The organism is Candidatus Zixiibacteriota bacterium, assembly GCA_034003725.1.
Taxonomy (GTDB): Bacteria; Zixibacteria; MSB-5A5; order GN15; family FEB-12; genus WJMS01.
In genome coordinates this window covers 103,941-125,599 of record JAVEYB010000010.1, presented here as the reverse complement: position 1 = coordinate 125,599, position 21,659 = coordinate 103,941, and the positions used below count along the sequence as shown (strand labels likewise).

General features: G+C 58.9%; 25 protein-coding genes and 1 pseudogene. 19 read left to right on the top strand and 7 right to left on the bottom strand.

The window, feature by feature from the left end; all coding sequences use genetic code 11:
• Positions 1 to 122 precede the first annotated feature (122 nt).
• Positions 123 to 1,601, top strand: a complete 1,479-nt coding sequence (locus RBT76_12030; GenBank protein MDX9858512.1) for a magnesium chelatase — start codon at positions 123 to 125, stop codon at positions 1,599 to 1,601.
• On the top strand, positions 1,598 to 2,698 hold the full coding sequence (locus tag RBT76_12025) for a VWA domain-containing protein (protein MDX9858511.1): 1,101 nt from the start codon (positions 1,598 to 1,600) through the stop codon (positions 2,696 to 2,698). Before RBT76_12030 ends, RBT76_12025 begins: the two co-directional genes overlap by 4 nt.
• A 258-nt stretch (positions 2,699 to 2,956) precedes the next feature.
• Here the strand turns inward: RBT76_12025 and RBT76_12020 are convergent, their stop codons facing one another.
• Complete coding sequence (locus tag RBT76_12020; GenBank protein MDX9858510.1) at positions 2,957 to 3,997, bottom strand: putative sugar O-methyltransferase; 1,041 nt, start codon at positions 3,995 to 3,997, stop codon at positions 2,957 to 2,959.
• Between the two features lie 373 nt (positions 3,998 to 4,370).
• Here RBT76_12020 and RBT76_12015 point away from each other — a divergent pair, with 373 nt between their 5' ends.
• Complete coding sequence (locus RBT76_12015) at positions 4,371 to 4,970, top strand: DUF302 domain-containing protein (protein MDX9858509.1); 600 nt, start codon at positions 4,371 to 4,373, stop codon at positions 4,968 to 4,970.
• Positions 4,971 to 5,399: 429 nt separating this feature from the next.
• Complete coding sequence (locus RBT76_12010) at positions 5,400 to 5,993, top strand: hypothetical protein (GenBank protein ID MDX9858508.1); 594 nt, start codon at positions 5,400 to 5,402, stop codon at positions 5,991 to 5,993.
• Positions 5,994 to 6,057: 64 nt separating this feature from the next.
• Here the strand turns inward: RBT76_12010 and RBT76_12005 are convergent, their stop codons facing one another.
• From RBT76_12005 to RBT76_11990, 4 genes and pseudogenes are all read right to left on the bottom strand, one after another.
• Complete coding sequence (locus RBT76_12005) at positions 6,058 to 7,047, bottom strand: hypothetical protein (GenBank protein ID MDX9858507.1); 990 nt, start codon at positions 7,045 to 7,047, stop codon at positions 6,058 to 6,060.
• A gap of 46 nt (positions 7,048 to 7,093) precedes the next feature.
• Positions 7,094 to 7,489 carry an arsenate reductase ArsC gene (locus tag RBT76_12000; protein MDX9858506.1) on the bottom strand — a complete coding sequence of 132 codons (396 nt, stop codon included), beginning with the start codon at positions 7,487 to 7,489 and terminating at the stop codon, positions 7,094 to 7,096.
• A 27-nt stretch (positions 7,490 to 7,516) separates the two neighbouring features.
• Positions 7,517 to 8,206, bottom strand: a pseudogene (locus RBT76_11995) (arsenic resistance protein).
• A 116-nt stretch (positions 8,207 to 8,322) separates the two neighbouring features.
• Entirely contained in the window at positions 8,323 to 8,655 is a 333-nt protein-coding gene (locus RBT76_11990; GenBank protein MDX9858505.1) for a metalloregulator ArsR/SmtB family transcription factor, read from the bottom strand.
• Positions 8,656 to 9,010: 355 nt separating this feature from the next.
• On the opposite strand from RBT76_11990, the gene RBT76_11985 reads away from it, so the two are divergent.
• Both RBT76_11985 and RBT76_11980 read left to right on the top strand, forming a co-directional pair.
• On the top strand, positions 9,011 to 9,760 hold the full coding sequence (locus RBT76_11985; GenBank protein MDX9858504.1) for a cation transporter: 750 nt from the start codon (positions 9,011 to 9,013) through the stop codon (positions 9,758 to 9,760).
• A 246-nt stretch (positions 9,761 to 10,006) separates the two neighbouring features.
• Entirely contained in the window at positions 10,007 to 10,972 is a 966-nt protein-coding gene (locus tag RBT76_11980) for a hypothetical protein (GenBank protein MDX9858503.1), read from the top strand.
• Here the strand turns inward: RBT76_11980 and RBT76_11975 are convergent, their stop codons facing one another.
• Positions 10,973 to 11,518 (bottom strand): hypothetical protein, encoded by a 546-nt coding sequence (locus tag RBT76_11975; GenBank protein MDX9858502.1) that lies wholly within the window; start codon positions 11,516 to 11,518, stop codon positions 10,973 to 10,975. It abuts the gene before it with no gap.
• Between the two features lie 106 nt (positions 11,519 to 11,624).
• Entirely contained in the window at positions 11,625 to 12,266 is a 642-nt protein-coding gene (locus RBT76_11970; GenBank protein ID MDX9858501.1) for a DUF3365 domain-containing protein, read from the bottom strand.
• A 263-nt stretch (positions 12,267 to 12,529) separates the two neighbouring features.
• Between RBT76_11970 and RBT76_11965 the strand changes: the two genes are divergently transcribed.
• The 13 genes from RBT76_11965 (at position 12,530) to rpmF (ending at position 21,634) form a co-directional block, all read left to right on the top strand.
• Positions 12,530 to 12,796: an AtpZ/AtpI family protein gene (locus RBT76_11965; GenBank protein MDX9858500.1), complete on the top strand. Its 267-nt coding sequence runs from the start codon at positions 12,530 to 12,532 to the stop codon at positions 12,794 to 12,796.
• Entirely contained in the window at positions 12,786 to 13,190 is a 405-nt protein-coding gene (locus RBT76_11960; GenBank protein ID MDX9858499.1) for a hypothetical protein, read from the top strand. The genes RBT76_11965 and RBT76_11960 overlap by 11 nt, the downstream gene beginning before the upstream one ends.
• On the top strand, positions 13,187 to 14,068 hold the full coding sequence (gene atpB / locus RBT76_11955; protein ID MDX9858498.1) for a F0F1 ATP synthase subunit A: 882 nt from the start codon (positions 13,187 to 13,189) through the stop codon (positions 14,066 to 14,068). The genes RBT76_11960 and atpB overlap by 4 nt, the downstream gene beginning before the upstream one ends.
• Before the next feature lie 55 nt (positions 14,069 to 14,123).
• The gene (gene atpE / locus RBT76_11950) at positions 14,124 to 14,360 is read left to right on the top strand and encodes an ATP synthase F0 subunit C (protein ID MDX9858497.1); all 237 of its coding nucleotides are present in this window, start codon (positions 14,124 to 14,126) and stop codon (positions 14,358 to 14,360) included.
• A gap of 67 nt (positions 14,361 to 14,427) precedes the next feature.
• Positions 14,428 to 14,922 (top strand): F0F1 ATP synthase subunit B, encoded by a 495-nt coding sequence (gene atpF, locus RBT76_11945; protein MDX9858496.1) that lies wholly within the window; start codon positions 14,428 to 14,430, stop codon positions 14,920 to 14,922.
• Positions 14,923 to 14,927: 5 nt separating this feature from the next.
• Complete coding sequence (gene atpH / locus RBT76_11940) at positions 14,928 to 15,476, top strand: ATP synthase F1 subunit delta (protein ID MDX9858495.1); 549 nt, start codon at positions 14,928 to 14,930, stop codon at positions 15,474 to 15,476.
• A 165-nt stretch (positions 15,477 to 15,641) separates the two neighbouring features.
• Entirely contained in the window at positions 15,642 to 17,153 is a 1,512-nt protein-coding gene (gene atpA, locus RBT76_11935) for a F0F1 ATP synthase subunit alpha (protein ID MDX9858494.1), read from the top strand.
• Positions 17,154 to 17,184: 31 nt separating this feature from the next.
• Positions 17,185 to 17,844 carry a porin family protein gene (locus RBT76_11930; GenBank protein ID MDX9858493.1) on the top strand — a complete coding sequence of 220 codons (660 nt, stop codon included), beginning with the start codon at positions 17,185 to 17,187 and terminating at the stop codon, positions 17,842 to 17,844.
• Between the two features lie 114 nt (positions 17,845 to 17,958).
• Positions 17,959 to 18,831 (top strand): ATP synthase F1 subunit gamma, encoded by an 873-nt coding sequence (gene atpG / locus RBT76_11925; protein MDX9858492.1) that lies wholly within the window; start codon positions 17,959 to 17,961, stop codon positions 18,829 to 18,831.
• A 42-nt stretch (positions 18,832 to 18,873) separates the two neighbouring features.
• Complete coding sequence (gene atpD / locus RBT76_11920; protein ID MDX9858491.1) at positions 18,874 to 20,277, top strand: F0F1 ATP synthase subunit beta; 1,404 nt, start codon at positions 18,874 to 18,876, stop codon at positions 20,275 to 20,277.
• A gap of 6 nt (positions 20,278 to 20,283) precedes the next feature.
• Positions 20,284 to 20,703: an ATP synthase F1 subunit epsilon gene (atpC, locus tag RBT76_11915; protein MDX9858490.1), complete on the top strand. Its 420-nt coding sequence runs from the start codon at positions 20,284 to 20,286 to the stop codon at positions 20,701 to 20,703.
• A 232-nt stretch (positions 20,704 to 20,935) separates the two neighbouring features.
• Positions 20,936 to 21,454 (top strand): DUF177 domain-containing protein, encoded by a 519-nt coding sequence (locus RBT76_11910; protein MDX9858489.1) that lies wholly within the window; start codon positions 20,936 to 20,938, stop codon positions 21,452 to 21,454.
• Positions 21,455 to 21,634 (top strand): 50S ribosomal protein L32, encoded by a 180-nt coding sequence (rpmF, locus tag RBT76_11905; protein ID MDX9858488.1) that lies wholly within the window; start codon positions 21,455 to 21,457, stop codon positions 21,632 to 21,634. It begins immediately after the preceding gene.
• Positions 21,635 to 21,659: the final 25 nt, after the last annotated feature.

The following is a 21,659-nucleotide window of genomic DNA, read 5'->3' as shown; positions in this document are numbered from 1 at the left end:
CCGCCGTCGTCACACGCCCCGCGTCATCTTCCTGACCTGCTGAACCATTTTGCGCGACCTCCTGTTGTAAGAACAGATGGGGAGGGCGGTCATGTCGCAACTGGGCAACAAGAGGACAATTCGTGAATATCGACACTATTACCACGCTGGGTGCTCTCAAAAAAGCGGGCTGGAAAAGCCGGTCGGTCCGCGATGAAATGCGGGAAAACCTGCTGAGCAAACTCAGAGAAAACGGCGCCATCTTTCCGGGTATCGTCGGCTACGACAAAACCGTCGTCCCGCAAATCGTCAACGCCGTCCTGAGCCGGCACCATTTCATTCTGCTCGGTCTTCGGGGACAGGCCAAAAGCCGCATCATCCGACAACTTCATTTCCTGCTCGATGAGTACATGCCGGTGATAGCCGGAACCTATCTTAACGAGAATCCATATCGGCCCATCTCTCCGCGCGCTATTCGGATGGTTGCTGACATGGGCGATGACACGCCGATCGAATGGAAAACCCGGGAAGAACGGTTCCACGAGAAGCTGGCCACACCGGACGTATCGATCGCCGATTTGATCGGTGATATCGATCCGATCAAAGCGGCCCGCGAGAAGCTGGACATCTCCAACGAGGAAGTCATTCACTGGGGCATCATCCCGCGAACCAACCGGGGCATCTTTGCCATTAACGAACTGCCCGACCTCCAGCCCCGTATCCAGGTCGGTCTGTTGAATATTCTCGAAGAAAGCGACATCCAGGTGCGGGGATTTCCGCTTCGCGTGCCGCTCGATATCGTCCTCGTGTTCAGCGCCAACCCCGAGGATTACACCAATCGCGGGAATATCATAACGCCGCTGAAAGACCGGATCGACTCGCAGATCATCACGCACTACCCGAAAACGATCGAGGAAGCGAAATCGATAACGACCAGCGAGGCCGATATCGCCGCCGCCGGCGTCGTCGTGCCCGAGTTCATGCGCGATATTCTCGAAGAGGTCACGTTCCGGGCCCGCGAGAGCGAATATGTCGACCAGAGTTCGGGCGTCTCCGCGCGCGTCTCGATTTCCGCCTACGAGAACCTCGTGTCGAATATCGAGCGCCGCTGCCTGCATTCCCGTGACCGCGACCACGTCGCCCGCATGGGTGACCTCTACGCCATCATTCCGTCGGTGACGGGAAAAATCGAGCTGGTTTACGAGGGCGAGCAGGAAGGCGCCATCCTGGTGGCGCAAAACCTGATCGGGCAGGCGATCAACAAGATATTTCTGCGGCACTTCCCGGCCCCGGTGAAAGGCAAAACCAGCCCCGATGCCGCACCGGTCGACAATCCGTACGAGGCGGTGGTCGATTTCTTTTCGACCGGGCGGAAGCTGGAACTGGCCGATGACATGACGTACGCCGAGTACAAAAAGGCGCTCGAGTCGATCGCCGGGCTCCGGCAAATCGTGCAGAAGTACTTCCCGGTCGACGACGAGCGCGAGACACTTTTGCGCATGGAACTGGTCCTCGAGGGGCTGTACCACAACAACGTGATCGCACGCGAGGAAGTCGACTCGATGGTCCGCTACGCCGACATTTTCTCCGACATGCTCAAGGGCATGGGGGGCGCGCGGTGAAGTTCATCTACCAGGAGTTCAACGACGAGCTGTTCGCAAAGCTCAACCAGCTATCCGACCTGATGGCGATCTACAACTACCTGTTGATGAAGCTGTCGGGCGATGTCGATGAAACGCTCCGGTTGATGGAACGTCTGCAGGCGAAAGGTATTCTGGACAGGAAGTACGACCTCGAGGAGTTCAGAAAGGCCCTGCAGGCAAACGACATGATTCGACGGGACAAAGGCGGCGGCTTTTCATTGTCGGCCAAAGGCGAGCGCACCCTTCGTAAAGACGCGTTCGAGCACATCTTCAACAAGATGCGCGGCGCCGGGTCGGGCAACCACCCGCTGCCGTACGAGGGCGGCATGTCCGAAGAGGTCCTGCCGGAGCGACGGCGGTACGAGTTCGGCGACAACCCGCGCCATATCGACTACTCCGCATCAATTTTCAATTCCATCGTCCGATCGGGCGATCTCGGACTCGGTATGGAAGAAAACGACCTCGAGGTCTTCGAGTCCGAAAAGCAGACCTCGTGTGCGACCGTCCTCATGATCGACATATCGCACTCGATGGTGCTTTACGGCGAGGACCGGATCACGCCCGCGCGGCAGGTGGCGATGGCGTTCACGGAACTGATCCTCACCAAGTACCCTCGCGACCACCTCTCGATCGTGGTGTTCGGCGACGATGCGTGGGAGGTCAGGATCGAAGATCTCCCGTACCTTCGGGTCGGGCCGTACCACACCAACACACAGGCCGGCCTTCGGCTCGCCCGGCAAATCCTGTTGGGGAAAAAGCACGCCAACAAGCAGATCTTCATGGTGACCGACGGCAAGCCGTCGATGATCACCCGCCCCAACGGTCAGCTCTATCGCAACCCGGCCGGGTTGGATCCGCGTATCGTCAACCGCACGCTCGACGAGGCGGTGATCTGCCGCAAAAAGCGCATTACGATCACGACCTTCATGGTGACCGATGATCCGTATCTGCAGCAGTTTATCGCGCGGCTGACCGAGTTGAACAAAGGCCGGGCGTATTTCAGTTCCGTGGACAATCTCGGCAACTACGTCCTCTGGGACTTTGTCGCGAACCGGAGAAAGAACAAGGGTCGCTAGCCGGTTGTGGTGTCAGGCGGCTATGGTGTCGGGCGACCCCGCCCGACACATGGGTGCGTGGAGTGCGTCCTCGTGCACCACGAAACCCCGCGAATGTTGAGTATCTCGTGGCCGTGACTTCAGTCACGGTGAACCGGCGTGACAATACACCGTGCGTGGTGTACGTCCTCGTGCGCCACGCGACCAGCGGCGATTAGATACTGTGATCCTGACTTCGGTCGAGGCGCGATGCTTTGCAGCTCGGTCCCGAATTAGTGATTAGGAGTGTGCGCGCTTCCAGATCGCCTCGAAATAGCTTCCGGATTGAGAAAGCGGTCCCAACGACGTCCATGCATCGTGCGATTCCACCAGATCAAAACCGGCGAGGAAACGATCGTAGTCGTCGAACCGCGTCGACTGTTCGACTCTCGCCTTGGCTCTGGTCTCTTTGCCATGGCGTGCCTGCATGAGGTACACCCACTTCGCTCCGGGCATTGCATAGTGCAGATAGTTGCTTACGATCGCCGGCTCCATTTCTCCGAAACTGGCGGCGTTCCAGAAGCAGTCATACTCCAGCCGTTCAAGCAAAGGAAACTGCCAGTTGCCGAGGAAATGAATGTGACCAGGTCGTACCTTCGAGAGATCGTTCCAGTCTATCGTTTCGCGCGAGCTGACGATCCGCGAGTCAAGGGCATTGGAGAGATACTGTTCGCAGAGGAACAACTGGGCGGGCATATCGAAACATAGGATGGTCAAGTCAGGATAGAGCCGCTTAAGCACCTCGATCTGGGTCCCACTCCCGCTGCCGAGTTCGACCACCGTTTCTTTGCCGGTGAAACGGATGTATCTGTGGGCGAAACAATAGCGCACGTAGAAGTTCAGAAACTGAACGGAATAGGCGCGGCCATCGATCTCAAACTGATCGGCTGGTCCACCGAACGTACTCATTTCCAGCTCAGAGACCGGCTTGGCAGAAGAAAGCTCGCCCACGAGTTCGCACTGGTGGTAGGCCATTCGCTGGAGACTGCGGAGATCAAGCCGATAGGGGAGAATGCCGCGATCTTTGAGCACATACCGATGCACGAACTTCTTGACTGCTCTGCGCCATACAGCCTCGTGCGGATGATAGACATACACAGTATCGCCGAATCCGAAAGTCCCCAATATGGGATATTCGCCCGACCGGATGCGTGTGATATCGATCCGCCTGAGTTCGTCGAGAATCTGCTGTTCGTACGTCTGCCAGTATCGCGTGGCGTGAAACTCCTCGGGTGCCCGGCGGTAGGCATCCACTAGAGGCGACAATTGTGTTATGTCCATACAATCACCCTCCTGTGTAGCCGCATGATAGACGTGGGTCGAAGTTCGTGTCAAGAATTGTGTGTATCCCTCTTTCCAACGGCGTGGGGATTAGCGGCGTTGCCTGAGCAGAGGTGCATAGCCATCCAACGGGAGAGAGCACCACGGGACCCTGAGCCCGCCGAGTTGGGTCGAATGGTGACGGATAACCCCGCCCTGATGGAAATCGTCCCGTGACATCTCGGACAAGGCGGCAGATTGTCGCTGCTCTGATCCAGCCGAAGCCGCATCCAACATGTCGCGCAGACATACGTGCCTACTCCCGGTTTCTCACCTGTAGCCTACGCCATCTTCAATCTCCTCGTTCGCGTTTTCGTCACTGTCTTTGAAGAAGATGGCGCTGTTCAATTTGACTCTTTCTCCCCGCACTTTCCCTGCATCATTTTCCCCGTCCCGCTATCTAACCCGTAAGCAAGATAGTGATTCAACCCTTAACCGTAAGGTCGACACATACATGGGCAAAATCGGGACATTCGTGGTTGGGCTTGTCGTGGGAGGAATCATCGCCGGCGCCACCATCTGGCTGGCGATGCCGGGCATGATGTTACACGTCAGCCAGAGCTCTTTGTCGTTTGACGACACGGTGTCGACCATTGAATCAAGGGCTGTTGCCGCCGGCTGGCAGGTGCCGAAAATCTACGACCTCCAGACCAGCCTTATCAATGCCGGCAAATCGGATATGACCCGACTCAAAGTCATCTCCCTTTGCCAGCCCGACCATGCCTACGCGATTTTGTCCGACGATGCCAACAAGGCGGTCTCCGCCATGATGCCCTGCCGAATCGGCGTTTATGAGACCGCCGATGGGTCGGTCAGGATCGCGCAAATGAATATCGGCCTGATGAGTAAGATCTTCGGCGGGACCATACAAGAGGTTATGGGAAAGGTGTCGGAGGAAGAAGCGGACATTCTGGGGGACATCATCGCGCATTGACGGACTCCTGATGGGTTCTCCGGTGAACAGGCGGGTATTTCCCAGGATACCCGTCTTTTTCATTGAGCGAACATGTCCCGTTTTAGTCGGCCGGAGCCCGGCCGATTGGGTTGCCTGCGCGCGACCTGACCTGACGCCCCAAACGGGCGCGGGTGGCCGGATATCCCGTGGAAAAGGCCAATCGTTTGCTGAATCGATTCCTTTTCTCCAAAAACGGGCTGCACGAAACACGGACTTCTCTATTATATTGAGGTCGCCCCCTAAGGCTGTCTCGAGCTTGACTCGCGTACGTCAGCAACCAATACGAGACAGCTATTAAGCGCGGCCGGCGCCACCCCCTGTGCCGGCCGCGTCTGTATTAATGAAACTCCGGCACACACTCTCTCGTCTTACTGTAGTACAGGCACGGTAAAACGGGAGAGCAGGCTAATGAAAAAGAGAGTGTTATTGCTTCTGTCGGCGGCGGCGTTTCTGATCGCATCCCCGGTAATGGCGCACGACGAGCGGTGTTCGGTTTCACACGACGACCATTCCGTGACGGTGCACAGCGGCAACTTCATCGACGACGGCGTGGAGATCGATTTCGAAGACGGGTCGATCTTCCTGACCAACCGCTTTCACCGCGGTGACGAGGTGGAGATAACCCGCGACCACGAGTTAATCGTCAACGGCGACAAGATCACGCTGTCGACCGATGAGGCCGAGCTGGTCGCCGCCTTTTACGATGAGACCCATGAGCTGATCGAACAGGCGAAAGAGATCGGGCTCAAAGGGGCCAGGGTCGGCGTCGAAGGAGCCAAGGTCGGATTGAAAGCGGTCAACGGCGTGCTGAAGGCGATGTTCACCAGTTACACGCTCGACGACATGGAGCGGGATATCGAACGGGAAGCCGCCAAAGTCGAGGCCCAGGCGGAAAAGCTTGAAGTCGAGGCGTCGATTCTCGAGGAACAGGCCGACGAAATCGAGTCGTTGTACGACGACATGTTCCGCGACATCAACGCGCTTCGTGATCTCGAATGGTGAGCGCCACGTAACCCTGGCGCAGCGGGCAGACGGCAGACCCGCCGGCCGACGGCGGGTCTGACATTTAATAGCCTGAGGGCAACTTGTCGTTTTCGCGCAGCCGTTCCAGCCATGCGTCCGTACCGACCGACTCGGCATACGCCATCACTCTGCGAAATCCTTCGCCGTACACCGGATCTTCATCCTCCAGCAGCGACTCGATCACGTACGCCGTTTCCTCACCCGGATAATTGAGCAGCACCAAAAATGCGGCATAGTTGCAGCTGCCCTCGCTGAACTGCATATCGTTGGCCAGTTGGCCGTGCTCGTACTGCCAGACATGCGTCAATTCGTGTGCGAGCGTAGTCGCCACGTGCAGGCGCGGCATACCCTCCAGCAGGTAGACGTCGATCGTCTGCTCCTTCACGGCTCCGAACAACGACGATTTCTCGCGGTAATCGACAAACCCCCGAAGGTTGTGCGACTTGCTGCCGAACCGGGACTGCATCTGGCGAAGGTCGACGAGGTGCAGATTCAGTTTGCCGGTGTCGACAAAGATCCCGATCTCCGCGAGGCGCCCGACCACTTCGCTCAGCACCGAGAGCGCCTCGTTCTCGTACGCAATGGCGGACTCGAGGCACAGCCCGCAGATGTGCCGCCCGTCACGATAGGTCGTTCCTCCCCAGGTCAGGTGGTCGGAAATAAACCGCCCGCAATACTTGCACTGTACCGCGTCGCGCTCGTGGTGCGGATGATACGCGTTGCCCCAGTGATCGATGAGATACTGACCATTGATGATGTCGCCGCAATGGGCGCATCTCAGGGCAATATGGCGCTCATAACAACTGGTGTGGTACGGCTTGCCGTCGGATACCGTGTAGCTTCCGGTGATCGGCCGGTCGCAGTAGGCGCAGGTGAAATGATCCGGATGGTAATACTCCCCCTCGACCTCGAGCCATGCCCCTTCGATCGGCCCGCCGCACCTGGCGCAGATACGCTCGACTGTTTGCGAAACCGCGAGGACGCCTGTCAGGATGACGACCAGAAAAAACACGAGAGGGAGACGCTTTGACATAGCTGCACCTATCCTGTAGTTGACGTACAGTTGGTTTATCGGCGTTTTAACGGCGCAATTCGAGCCACGTGCGAACCCGCGCCGAAATTTCATCGCGAACCCGCCGAAACTCGGCCAGCACTTCATCTTCGGTGCCCGTCGCCTCCGCCGGATCATCAAACGGCCAGTGCAGTTTCTGGCCGGCGCCGGGAAAAATCGGACACCTGCGGTTGGCGTGGTCGCAGACCGTTATGACAAAATCAAACCTGTCCGTGAGGTACCGGTCGAGAGGCTCCGATTTCTGTCGGCCGATACCGATGCCCAGTTCCTTCATGACTTCCACGGCGCGAGGATTGAGTCCTTTCGGTTCCAGGCCGGCCGAAAAGGCGTCGACCGCCCCTTCACCGTAATGCCGAAAGAACCCCTCCGCCATCTGGGAGCGACACGAATTACCCGTACACAATACCAGGATGCGAATGTTCTGTATTGGCTACCTCACCGTTCCTTCCTGAAACCAGTGCCGGGTGCGCAGGCAGATTCGCACCAGCAGGAGCATCACCGGTACTTCGATCAAGACGCCCACCACCGTGGCGACTGCCGCCCCCGATCCGAGTCCGAACAATACCACCGCGGTAGCGATGGCGACTTCGAAATGGTTCGACGCCCCGATCATCGCGGCGGGAGCCGCGTCTTCGTAACGAATCCGCAGAAGCCTTGCGGCGAAATATCCGATCACGAAAATCAGTACCGTCTGCACGAACAGCGGAATCGCGATAAGCAGAATGTCGTACGGCTGTTCGATCAAGACCTCGCCTTTCAGCGCGAACAGCACGACCAGTGTCACCAGCAGCGCGGTAATCGCGATGGGCGTCAGAACAGGGAGAAACCGGCGTTGAAAATAGTCCTCTCCTTTTCTCTCGACAATCCGGCGCCGCGCGACATACCCGCCGGCCAGCGGAAGACCGACATAGACGAGCACGGACAGGACGATCGTCAGCCACGGGATAGGCATATCGTTGATGGCCAGCAGCGCTTTCCCCAGCGGCGCGTAGAGAAAAAGCATGATGAGCGAATTGACGCCGACCATCACGAGCGTCAGCGCATCGTTGCCGCGCGCCAGATAACCCCAAACCAAAACCATAGCCGTGCACGGCGCGATCCCCAGCAGGATAGTCCCGGCGGCGATCGCCACAAACACCCACAACGACAAGTACCGCTCGAAGGTCGACAGTGGACGCACTATCGGCCGCTCCATCGGACGCTCCGAGATTGTTACAGGCGGTACAGCATGAGGTTTCAGCATGCCGATGACTCTCCTCGGATACTCAGTTTGATAAGGTCACTCTGGAAGGGTTCACGGACTCCCAGCGAGGCGAAGTAGGACCGAAGTTCATCAACCGGCGACCCCGTCGCCAGCGAGTAATGCACCCATTTGCCGTTCCGGGTGTCCGAAACCAGCCCGGCCGACTTGAGAATACCCATATGCCGCGAGACCGTGGACTGGGGCAGCGACAGGAGGGCGGTCAGATCACAGACGCATAAGTCGCGTCGGACCAGGAGGGCAACAATACGGAGGCGGGTGGGGTCTGCCAGGGCTTTGAACGGGGCGTGCTCTGTTCCGATATTCATATCCATATATCCGAATATATAGATATGATAGTCTGTGTCCAGAAGATTTTTCGCTTTATTTTTTGCCCAGGAAGCACTTTACAAATGGGTGTAAGTCGGTTATATTTAGGACGTTTCCTGACAGAGCGATTTTTGTTCGCGTCTGAGCACGAGAGTCGGCGCCGTTTTAGGCTGAATTTCTGGAACTCCAATTTTCTCTCTCGTGTTTAAGGCATAAGAATCGCGCGGGCGAGAGAGTCGAGTAAGTGGACCCTTCCAGTCCAGTCTTACCTTCCAGATGCCGAACCTGTACAATACCGAATAGTAAAATGCACGTTAATACAGACAGCAGACACAGCGGTTAAGGAGTCCAACGATGAAAAAGATGACACTGTTTGCCATTGCAGCTCTCGCGTTTGTCGCGTTCGCTGTTATGCCTGCTACCGGTTTCGCTTGCGGCGCCGACAAGAGCGCCAAAACCACGGCTGCGGCGGATAAGGCCGAGGCCAAGACGGTTTCGTCCAAGTCTGCCTGTGGCGCGAAAGTAGACGCCACCCAGGCTAATGCCAAGGCCAACTGCGACCCGTCCGCCTGCGCCTCCAAGGCGACTACCGCGGCTGCGACGTCTGACGCCAAGGCCACCATGGTCGGCAGCAAGTCCTCCTGCGGTGCGACCGCTACCAAGGCCGGCGCCGAGTCCGCCTGCAGCGCCGGCAAGTCCGATGTAACCACTGCGGCTGCCGATGCCGATATGGCCGGATTCACCCTCGTGAAGATGAGCGTCAACGGCATGACCTGCGGCGGTTGTGAGAAGTCCGTCACCGCGGCTCTCGAGAAGGTCGACGGGGTCGTAAAAGTCAAGAAAGTCTGCTCCAGCGAGGGCGTCGCCCTCGTCTATGTTGACCCGGCCAAGGTGAAGGATAACGCCCTTCTGACGACCGCCGTGGCCAACAAGGGCTTTGCGGCGGAAGTGATCCCGGCCGTCTCGAAGACCTCCTCTGAGACTTCGATGACCAAGACCGGCGCCGACGCCTGCAGCAAGACCTGCACCGCTGCCGAGAAGGCGGCTTGCTCCGGCACGAAGAAGACGTCCGAAACCAAGATGACGGCGGCGGGCACCAACTAACGCCCGAACCTGTTCACCGTTTCGACGGTTGCCGATTATACGCAAAGAGGCGGATCCCCAACGATCCGCCTCTTTTCTTGTCTGCCGATAGAAACCGGGCGCCTTCGAGCAAATGCCGCCGACCTCGTCGGTCGTTCGGTTCTTGCGCCGGGGCAAGAAAGAATGTACCGTACAGACTCGATACGAACTGCCTCATAATGGACAGAGGACGAGGCGTATTCGTCTCTTGACCGGGACGCACCGAGGATGCGGATAGCAAGACTTACATCACTGGTTCTCGCGTTGGCCATGGCCGCCGCAACCGCCAACGCCGCCAAGTACGCCGGCGATCCGTTTTCGCTCGGAGTCGGGGGGCGTGGTCTGGCGATGGGTGGCGCCGTTGTCGCGGGGCCGTTTGACGCCGCCGCGGCCTATTGGAACCCGGCCGGGATGAGTTTGCTCGATGGCCGGTATCTTGGCGCGATGCACGCGGAGACGTTCGGCTCGTTGCTCAACCAGGACTTTCTCGCGTATATCGACGCCCGTCCACGACCGAACAGCGCCCTGCGCGCGTTCGGCTTTTACGTCTATTATCTCGGCGGCGGCGGGATCAAAATCACCCAGCTCAACGAATTCGAACGCCCCGAAGTAGTGCGGGAGGAGTCGCACGGTGATTTCCTCTTTTCCGCCGCCGTTTCCGGCAAGCTCTGGGGAAAAGTCGATTTCGGACTCACCGGGAAAATCATCTATCGCGACCTGGGAACCGAGTCCGGCTATGGCCTCACCCTGGATGCAGGGGCGCTTTACCAGCTCTATCCTTTCGCGAGGCTTGGAGTAACCGTGACCGATATCACCAGCGGTTTCATCAGATATTCGGGCGACACATTCGACTCAGGCGCCAACACGGAATCGATCTACCCGGCGATCAAGCCCGGCCTGCTGCTTGAACACGCCGTATCGGATTTTACCGGCCGATTTGCGATGAGCGGCGATATTCGCTTCGAAGGAATCAAGTACGGGGCACAGTACTGGTCGGGGGAAGTCTCTCTGGACACGCACTACGGGTGGGAGATCGGCTGGCGCGAGATGGTTTTCGGCCGCGCCGGGTTCGACATCGGCCGGTTCACCGCCGGTGGCGGGGTCGATATCCGCAGTATCACCGTCGACTTCGCCTACCTGCACGATGATGCGCTCGACGAGACCTTTCGGGTCAGCGCCGGCTATCGCTTCTGATCAGCGCACGCGCTCGTAATCGAGCCGCCACTGGATTCGCCAGCTTTCCCCGTTATCGTCGGAGCTCTCCCAGAACCAGATAAAGCTGCTGTCGGTTATCTCGGTGAAACGCATCCGTTGCACATATCGCCCGCTCTCCGTATCCACCGTTCGGCCCAGCGTCATCACGCCGTCGACGAACTCCCCCTCGAAGGCCATGTACGATCCGTTGTTGTCGACCCAGGTCTGTTGCCACTTGCCGAGTTCCGCGTTGTAGACCGACAACGAGCGCCCCACCAGACCGATCGTGGCGCCATCGAAGTTCTCCACGATCACGCAGCCGCCGAGTTCCCTGGTGATCGTGTTGCGAACCGTGTACGGGTGATCGACGCCCAGTGAGTCCGTGTATGACGAGTGACAGTGCCACTCACCCAGCCAGAAGTCGAACTGCGACGTTTCCGGCGCTCCGCAGGGGGAAGGTGCGGCCCCCGAATCGGTCTGAGCCGCTGTTGATGAGAACAAAACGCCCGCGATCACGCAAGCGCCCAGAACCGCACGAATTTTCATGAACGGACTCCTCGGTTTCCGATTGAACGGGCGTGGGCAAGATTTCCCGGCCCGCCTTTATCGACGAATCACGAGCCGATTGTGCTGAACGTGAATGCCGACCGACCTACAACGAGTCGTTCACGAGTTCCCGTGCAAGTGCTTCGCCGTCCGGCCACGCTGCCGTCACGACAAACATGCCGCGAAGATCGCCCACCTGGTAACCGGTGGCTTTGTCGCTGGGATACCGGTTCCGCACCGCCTGCATGACGCCGGGCGCGAGCGTCTGCAATTCGCCGTGGCAGTTCAGGCACATCGACCCGATCCGGATCGGCTCATAGTAGACGTACGCGTTGGTCGAGTCGGTCTTCTCCCAGCGCTCGACAAACTTCGGAGCCGTGCTGTCGCCAAAGGCCGCCAGGATTTCCAGTTCCGTCATGGTGGCCCGGTTGTCGGGATTGCGGAAACGATCCGTGACCCGGCGAATACTCCATCCCTTGACCGAGAAGCTGTCGGCTATCGCCGGCGCGACCTCTTTGCAGACGTTGATCGCTCCGGCCGGCTCGTGTGCTGCGACTGCGGCCAGCAATTCGCCTTTCAACCGACCGGTAAACGACATGACGAGTCGCGTAGCAGCGTTTCTCGCCAGGACTGTCTCGGTGTCAAGGGTCGTATGGGTAGCGTTGCTGTCAGGCTTTTTGGCCGTTTCCGATGACTGACAGCCGATCACTACCGCGCCGCATATCAGAGTCCAAACTAACAAACGCAACAATTGTCTCACGCGACACCTCCAGCTTGATGTGGGGTCAAAGTAAAGCCGGATGCGGGCGCGATCAAGCGATTACTTCGTGAAGAATGTCACTTGGTCCGGTGTCGATTCACCATGATCTGAGTTCGCTAAGCTGTTGTTTTATATGGTATATATCCGTATCCTGACACAATCGGTGCGAATGCCGGGAAAAGGCAAAAATCGGTTGACTTTGCCTGAACGGTTCCTATATTTCCGGCTTAAATTTGGCGGGTTGGGACGTTATGCCCCTGTTACACGGTCCGTCCGGCTCTGACAAGCAAAAAAGCTACCGTCAGATCGGGTTGCTGACGGCGATCCCGGCGATTTTGGTGGCGGCTCCGCTGGTCGGCTATTTTTTTGGTGAATGGCTGGATGGTAAATGGAATACCGAACCCTACCTGGCCGTAGCTGGGGTGGTTCTGGGGTTTGCAGCTGCGGGTCGGGAGATAGCCTCTCTCATTAAAAAAGCCCAGGCACTGGACAGCGAAGACAAAGACAATGGGAATTGAGTTTCTTCACCGTACCCTCAAGACATTCAGCGCCGTGCTGCTGCTCTTTCTGCCGTTCGGCGCCTTTTATTTCGGTGTCTATCCGACTCTGGCGGTGCTGTCCGGCGGCGTGTGGGGCATTATCAATCTCCTGCTGCTGATTCGTCTGGTCCGCCTGGTTATTCGTCCCGGCGGCGTCGAATCCGCCAGGCCCGTGGTCATGGTGCTGGCGCTGATGGCGCTGTTGTTTGTCGCCGGGTACTACCTGCTGACTGTCCCGCAGTTCGAGGCCTGGCAGCTGCTTATCGGGTTCACGGGCCTGTTTCTTATCTTGTTTTTGAAAGCGCTCGGACGCGTACTGGTGAAGGCTGATAATCAGTCATCGGTCCACACAGATATACAAAAGGTACTATGATTTTGCTGCTCCTGCACAAGTTGGCGCTTATCGCTCCCACGTGGCTGCCGACCCTGATTACCGCGGTTACCGGTGCGGACCACGATGCCGGCCACGCCGCCGGGGACGATCATGGCGGTGACCACGGCGAGGACCATAGCGGCCCGCCGCACCTGCCGTCGCTCATCAAGCTGGTCTTCGGACACGGCCTGCTCTACGACTGGTCCGATATCATCTACGCCTGGGGAACCATCCTGTTTCTCGTGGCGGTGGCGATCACGGCCTACAGCCGCCGGTCGATGATTCCCGCCGGCGTGCAGAACGTAGTCGAGATGTATGTCGAGGGAATGTACAGCTTCTTCAAGAGCATTCTGGGCGACCACGAGGCGCGGCGCTACACGCCGTACCTCGGAACGCTGTTCATCTATATTTTCGTCAACAACCTGTGGGGGCTTATTCCGGGCGGCCACTCGCCGTCCACGAGCATCAATATCACCGGCACGCTGGCGATCGCGACCTTCTGCTACGCCCAGTACACCGGCATGGCCAGACTCGGCATTCTCGGTTATCTCGACCATCTCGCCGGTCAGCCGCGCGGTGTGATGGGCTGGGTGCTCGTGCCGCTGATGCTGCCGCTGCACATTATCGGGGAGCTGGCCAAGCCCCTCAGCCTGGCCCTTCGTCTGTTCGGGAACATCACGGGCGAGGACGTGCTGGTGGCCGCATTTGTCGGTCTGGGCGTGATGGCCCTCGCGTTCACCGGCTCGCCGGTCGGTCTGCCGCTGAACCTGCCCTTCATTTTCCTGGGCATCCTGCTGTCGCTGATCCAGGCCCTGGTGTTCACCCTGCTGTCGTCGATTTACATCCTGATGATGTTGCCGCACGAGGAGCACCACTGATACGAACGTAAGAAGTGAGTTGAGATAGAGACAAAACACCCTTTAGGAGGAAGTCATGGATTATCAGTCAATGTTGTCGCTCGCGTTGCCGCTCGGCGTTGCCATTGCCGCAGTAGGTTCCGCGCTTGGTCTCGGAAAGGCCGTGGGCTCCGCGATGGAAGCAATCGGTCGCCAGCCGGAGGCGGCGGGCAAGATCCAGACCGCGATGATCATCGGCTGCGCTCTTATCGAGGCGCTGACCATCTACGCGCTCGTGGTCTTCTTCATCGCGCAGGGCAAGATCACCGGCTGAGACGACGTAACTGGGTACGGCACGTCCGCAGCGCACACGGCGGCGTGCCAGAACACGGAGCAGAGTAGTGCTTGAAGCCATTGGTTTTGATCTTGCTCAGGCGATAACCCATCTGATCAGCTTCCTGCTGGCCTTATGGCTGCTGAAGAAGTTTGCCTGGACGCCGCTGATGAACCTACTCGATGAGCGTCGAAACAAAATCAAAGACGAGTTCGACCTGATCGAGAACGAAAAAGCGAACGTCGCACGGCTCTCCGACGACTACGAGTCCAAGCTCAAGCATATCGATGAAGAGCGGCGGGCGGAGATCGTCAAGGCGGTCGAGGAAGGCAAGAAGATCGCGGCGGAAATCAAGACGACCGCGCAGCACGAAGCGCGCGAGTTGGCCGATAAGGCCAAGCGCGATCTCGAACGCGAAGTCGCGAAGGCCAAAGTGCAGCTTCGCGACGACATGGTCGGCATCACCCTGACCGCCGCCGAGAAAGTGATCCACGAGAGGCTCGACGATAAGAAACATCGCGAGCTGATCACCCGCTTCATCGACGGACTCGAGAAGGTGTAGCGCGCATGCTGGTCTGGGAAGTCGCCAAAAAATACGCCTCGGCGCTGTTCATGTCGGTGCAACAGCGGAAACTCGTCGACCGCGTTGACGAGCAGATGCTCGCGCTGAAGATCGTACTGGACAAGGATCGCGCGCTGCTGGACTATCTCGCCGCACCCCAGATTCCCGACGAAAGCAAGCTGGAACTCGTCAACAGCGTCTTCGGGCCCCGGCTCGAAAAGATCCTGGTCGAGTTTCTGCTGCTGCTGGTGCGCAAGCACCGCGCCGACTATCTGCCGGAGATCGTTGACGCCTTCGACCGGCTGGTCAAGGCGGAGAAGGGGATAGGGACCGTCACCGCGATTACGGCGGTGCCGATGACCGGCGACGAAGAACGCCGTCTGGTGAAGACCCTGCAGGCACGGACCGGACTTACGATCGAACTGACGAAGAAGCTGGATCGGTCGATTCTCGGCGGCATGATCGTCATCATGCACAACGAGGTTATCGACGGTTCGGTGCGGCACGGCCTGCAGACGATGAAAGAACAGCTGGCGGGAGTGCGCGTGCATTAGCCCGCGGGAAGCCGGCGCGGCCATGCCCGCACGGGATGTCGCGGAGGCACACGGCGGCTCGGTAGTCGGTCTGCATATCGACACTCGAGTGCGCCGACGCCGCGGTCGTTGCGACCCGGCGAACAGGCGAAGAAAAGAACGTTGTGATAAAAGTGGGAGTTCGAAATGGGTCTGAACCCTGAAGAAGTTTCATCAGTCATCAAAAAGGAGCTTGAGAAGTACGAAACCAAGCTCGAGATGAAGTCGGTCGGAACCGTACTTCAGGTTGGTGACGGCATTGCCCGTGTCTGGGGACTCGAAGACGTCCAGATGTCCGAGCTGGTCGAGTTCTCAGGCGGTATCAAAGGCTTGGTGCTGAACCTCGAAGAAGATAACGTCGGGGTGGCCATTTTCGGACCGGATACGACAATCAACGAAGGTGACCAGGTGCGCCGGACCGGCAGCGTGGCCTCCGTTCCCGTGGGCGATGCGCTCGTGGGTCGTGTGGTTAACCCGCTCGGACAGCCGATCGACGGCCAAGGACCGATTGTCACCGACAAGTATCGCGTGATCGAAGGCATGGCCCCGAACGTCGTGCAGCGTCAGCCCGTGAAAGAACCGCTGCAGACCGGGTTGAAAGCCATTGACTCGATGATTCCGATCGGCCGGGGCCAGCGCGAGCTGATTATCGGCGATCGCCAGACCGGCAAGACCGCCGTCGCGATCGACGCGATCATCAATCAGAAAAGCACCGACGTGTTTTGCATCTATGTCGCCATCGGCCAGAAAGCGTCAACCGTGGCACAGGTCGTGGAGACGCTGCGCCAGCACGGCGCGATGGAATACACGACCGTCGTCTCCGCCACGGCGACCGACCCCGCGCCGCTGCAGTATATCGCCCCGTATGCGGGATGCGCCATGGGCGAGGAGTTCATGCGTAACGGCAAACACGTGCTGGTGATCTACGACGATTTGTCCAAGCAGGCGCAGGCCTATCGCCAGCTGTCGCTTCTGCTTCGCCGTCCACCGGGACGCGAGGCGTACCCGGGTGACATCTTCTACTGTCACTCCCGTCTGCTCGAGCGCGCGGCGAAACTCTCCGATGAACTCGGCGGCGGGTCGCTGACCGCACTGCCGATAATCGAGACGCAGGCCGGCGACGTGTCGGCGTACATTCCGACCAACGTGATTTCGATCACCGACGGCCAGATCTTTCTCGAAGGCGAGTTGTTCTACGCCGGTGTGCGTCCCGCCATCAACGTCGGTATCTCCGTCTCGCGTGTGGGCGGCAACGCCCAGACCAAGATGATGAAGCAGGTCGCCGGTTCGCTGAAGCTCGACCTCGCGCAGTACCGCGAGCTGGCCGCCTTTACGCAGTTCGGCTCGGATCTCGACGAGGCCACCAAGCGCCAGCTCAACCGCGGTGAGAAGATGGTGGAGCTGCTGAAGCAGGGACAGTACGAACCGATGCCGGTGGCCAAGCAGGTGATGATCATCTGGGTCGGCGGCAAGGGCTATTTCGACGACATCGACACCGAGAAAATCGGCACGTTCCAGGAAGAGTTCTTCAAATTCTGCGACCAGAAGTATCCGGATATCGAACATTCGCTCGCGAGCGAAAAGAAGATTTCGGATGAGTTGAACGCGAAACTGAAAACGGCCGTGGAGCAATTCAAGGCTCAGTTCGCAGGCAAGTAGAGATCCCCAAGGACGGGATCGGGAGGATGTAATGAAACGTGTAATGTGCTTTTTCGTTGTGGCAGCGATAGTGCTTCCACTTGCCGCACCGACTTTCGCCGCCGGTAAGATCGGTTTCGGCGGCAAGGCCGGTCTTGCTATTTCAAAGATCACGGGTGACGACGCGGATGGATTGGACTCACGCACCGGCTTCGCACTGGGAGGCTACCTTGAGTTCCCGATCGCGCCGACCGTCGCCTTCCGTCCGGAAGCGATGTACATCCAGAAAGGCGCCAAGGAAGACCTGTCGGGCGTCGACATGACGTTCAAACTCGACTATATCGAAGTACCTCTCCTACTGGTCGTAAAGATCCCCACCGAGACCGGCAGTGTGACGCCAGAGTTCTTCGCGGGTCCCGCTATCGGTATGAACGTGACCGCCAAGGTTACGGGTGAGTACGAGGGCGAATCCGAATCTATCGACATTGACAACGCGAAGTCGATGGATCTCGGCGTCACGGTCGGCGGCGGTGCGGCTTTCAAGGTCGGCGAAGCCAACAAACTGACGATCGATGTTCGGTACACGCTTGGTCTCACCAAGCTCTTTGACGATGTCGACGACCCGGGTGAAGGCGACCTGGTAAACGACGATGGCTCCACACCCGACGTCAAGAACGGCAGCATCGTGGTACTGGTAGGATTCGGCATCTAGGCTGACCGACGCCGCTTCACATGCGGTGTGTTTGAGATTTGACAATGATACCGCGTGCGGTCGTTAGACCGGCCGCACGCGGCGAAGATAAGCAGGAAGGATTAGCCGTCACCAATGGCAACAACTCGCGAAGTACGCAATCGGATCAGGGGCGTCAGGTCGACCCGCCGCATTACGCGGGCGATGGAGATGGTCGCGGCCGCCAAGCTGCGCAAGGCGCAGCAGCGTGTCGAGCAGGCCAAGCCGTATGCCGCCAAGCTCGACGAGATGCTCAGCCACCTTGCGTCCGCCTCCACGGACGAGATCCAGCATCCGTTCTTCGAGCAGCGCCCCGTCAAGCATTCCACCCTGGTCCTGGTGACGGCCGATCGCGGTCTGTGCGGTTCGTTCAACGCCAACCTGATGCGCGAGTCCGATACCTGGCGCAACGAACACGCCGACACCGCATTCGAGTTTATGCTGTTCGGCAAAAAAGGCTGGGACTACTACCGGCGGCGCGGCGTGACGGTGCTCGATCACCAGCTCGGCTGGGAAGGGGAGATGGATTACGGTCGCGCCCGCGAGGCGGTCGCGCGCCTGTCGCAGCGCTTCATAGACGGCGAAACCGACCGCATCGATTTGATTTATACGACCTTCGTATCAATGGGATCGTTCCGCGTCACGCGCGAAACCTTCCTGCCGATTCCGCGCCACCCGGTGGGCGCCCACCAGGAGCACGAACGGGAACGAGATTACATTTTCGAACCCGGACCCCAGGAGATTTACGCGCAGCTGCTGCCGTATTACGCAACAACCAAGCTGATAACCGTGCTCACCGAGTCGTTCGCGTCGGAACAGGCCAGTCGCATGCTGGCCATGAACGCCGCGACGAAGGCGGCCGGTGACATGATTGATACCCTGACGTTGGAAATGAACAAGGCCCGCCAGGCGCAGATCACCAAGGAATTGCTCGAGGTTGTGTCGGGCGCCGATGCGCTCAAGGGCTGATAGTACGATAAATGTGAATGTACATATACTGGAGTGATGTCAATGGCTGAGAATATCGGCAAGGTTGTTCAGGTAATCGGTCCGACGGTCGACTGTGAGTTTCCGTGCGACTCGCTTCCGGACATTCTGAACGCGATCAAGATCACCGACGCGGAGCGAAACATCAACCTGACGATCGAAGTCGCGAGTCATATCGGCGACAATGTCGTCCGCTGCGTCGCACTGGCCTCGACCGACGGTCTCGTTCGGGGAATGCCAGCCGTCGATACCGGCGCCCCGATCTCCGTCCCGGTCGGCAAAACCTCGCTCGGGCGAATCTTCAACCTGCTGGGTGAACCGCTCGATACGATCGGCGCCATTCCGGCCGACGCACCCCGTCGACCCATCCACCGTCAGCCCCCGTCGTTCGAGGATCAGGTCACCAAGGTCGAGATGTTCGAAACCGGTATTAAAGTCATCGATCTGCTGGAACCGTACTCCAAGGGCGGTAAGGTCGGCCTGTTCGGCGGCGCCGGCGTCGGCAAAACCGTGATCATTCAGGAGTTGATTCACAATATCGCGACCGAGCACGGCGGCTACTCCGTCTTTTCCGGCGTGGGCGAGCGTACCCGCGAGGGCAACGACCTCTGGCTGGAAATGAAGGAATCTGGCGTGATCGAGCGCACGGCGCTGGTCTTCGGTCAGATGAACGAACCGCCGGGCGCGCGCCTTCGTGTCGGTCTCTCCGGCCTGACCATGGCGGAGTACTTCCGCGACGAGGAAGGCCAGGACGTGCTGCTGTTTATCGACAACATCTTCCGGTTCGTGCAGGCCGGTTCCGAGGTATCCGCACTTCTGGGCCGCATGCCGTCCGCCGTGGGCTACCAGCCGACTCTCGGCACCGAAATGGGCTTCCTGCAGGAACGGATCACGTCGACCCGCGCCGGCTCGATCACGTCAGTGCAGGCCATTTACGTTCCGGCCGACGACTTGACCGACCCCGCCCCGGCCACCACGTTCTCGCATCTCGATGCCACCACCGTGCTGTCGCGTCAGATCGCCGAGCTGGGCATTTACCCGGCCGTCGATCCGCTCGATTCCACGTCGCGCATTCTCGACCCGCACGTGGTCGGCGAAGAGCACTACCGGGTCGCCCGCGAGGTCCAGCAGACCCTGCAGCGCTACAAAGACCTCCAGGATATCATCGCCATTCTGGGTATCGACGAACTCGGCGAAGAAGACAAGCTGACCGTGCAGCGAGCCCGCAAGATCCAGCGTTTCCTCTCGCAGCCGTTCTTCGTCGCCGAGGCCTTCACCGGCAAAGCCGGCAAGTACGTCAAGGTCGATGATACCGTCAACGGGTTCAAACGGCTGGTCTCCGGTGAGTTCGATCACATCCCGGAACGCTACTTCTACATGACCGGGACTATCGAGGAAGTGCTCGCGAACTACGAACGGGAAAAGTAAACGACCATGTTTACACTATCGATTGTCACACCCGAGCGGGTTTACTATGACGGCAAGGTGTCGTCGCTGGTCGTTCCCGGCACCGAGGGTTATCTCGGCGTCCTTTCGAACCACGCGCCACTGATTACGTCGCTGCGCAACGGGCGGATCGAGTTTCGCGATGAGAAGAACGCGGTCCACATCCTGGCCGTGTCCGGCGGATTCCTCGAGGTGTTCGATAACAAGGCGACACTGCTCGCCGATACCGTCGAAGCGTCCGAGGAGATCGATGTCACCCGCGCCCAGCAGGCCTTCGAGCGCGCCAAAAAGCGGCTTGAGATGATCAACGCCGGCGAGTCACCCAACGGCGCGGGGGAGCAGGAAGCGCGCGAAGCGATCGAGCGGGCCCGCAACCGCCTCAAAATCTACCGCGATACTCACTCCTAACTGTTTGGGGCGTGGGCCTGTATGCAAATGGCCGGTGCAAACCGGCCGTTTTTGCTTGCGCTCCGTCGGCCTGTCCGTGGTCTAATTGAAGAGGATAGACCGAAAAGCTCTCCGTTCTATCGGGAAATTGCGCTAACCCCTTGCGGTTCATTGTGATTACGCTCAGGATTCCGCTTGACTTCACGGGCGCATATGCCTACTTTTCGAGGCTGTGATACTGGAACTGCGGGATTTGGACGAGTTCCCTGCCCATGTCACCCTGCTGTCCCGCGACGGCGAAATTGCGCCGGTTCGCGAGGATGTGAAGTCGGTCGGCCCGGTCACGGTGTCGCTGACGATACAAAAGTCGGGTGACGAGTTTTTTTGTCAGGGGACGGTGACAGCTGCGTTGCGGTTAGAATGCGCCCGCTGCCTGGTCGCGTTCGAATACGACGTCGAGGGACACGCCGGCTTTATCGCCACCACCGAACAGCTCCGGGAACAGTATCGTGCCGAAGCGGTTGATGACGAGGAGTACGTCACGTTTATCGCCGGCGAAATGCGCGTCGACATAACCGATCTTGTGCGTGAAGCGCTCCTTTTGGAATTGCCGATGAAACCGCTGTGCCGCGACGAGTGTAAAGGAATGTGCAGCCGATGCGGCGCCAACCTGAACGAGAAACCGTGTGAATGCGAGACGAAATCGATAGATCCGCGATGGGAGGGCCTGAAGGTCCTGCTCAAACGCGCGCCCGAGAAAGGAAACGAATAGATGCCACTGCCTAAACGGAGACACTCCGTTACCCGAGGCCGGAAGCGCCGCACCCACTGGAAGATAACGGCGCCCCGGGTTGTCACGTGCAACTGCGGAGAGGCGAAACTGTCGCACCACGTGTGCCCGCACTGCGGCGAATACAAAGGACGCAAGCTGCTGCACGTGACCGAAGCGTAACCCCTTCCGGTATAGCAAAGGATGC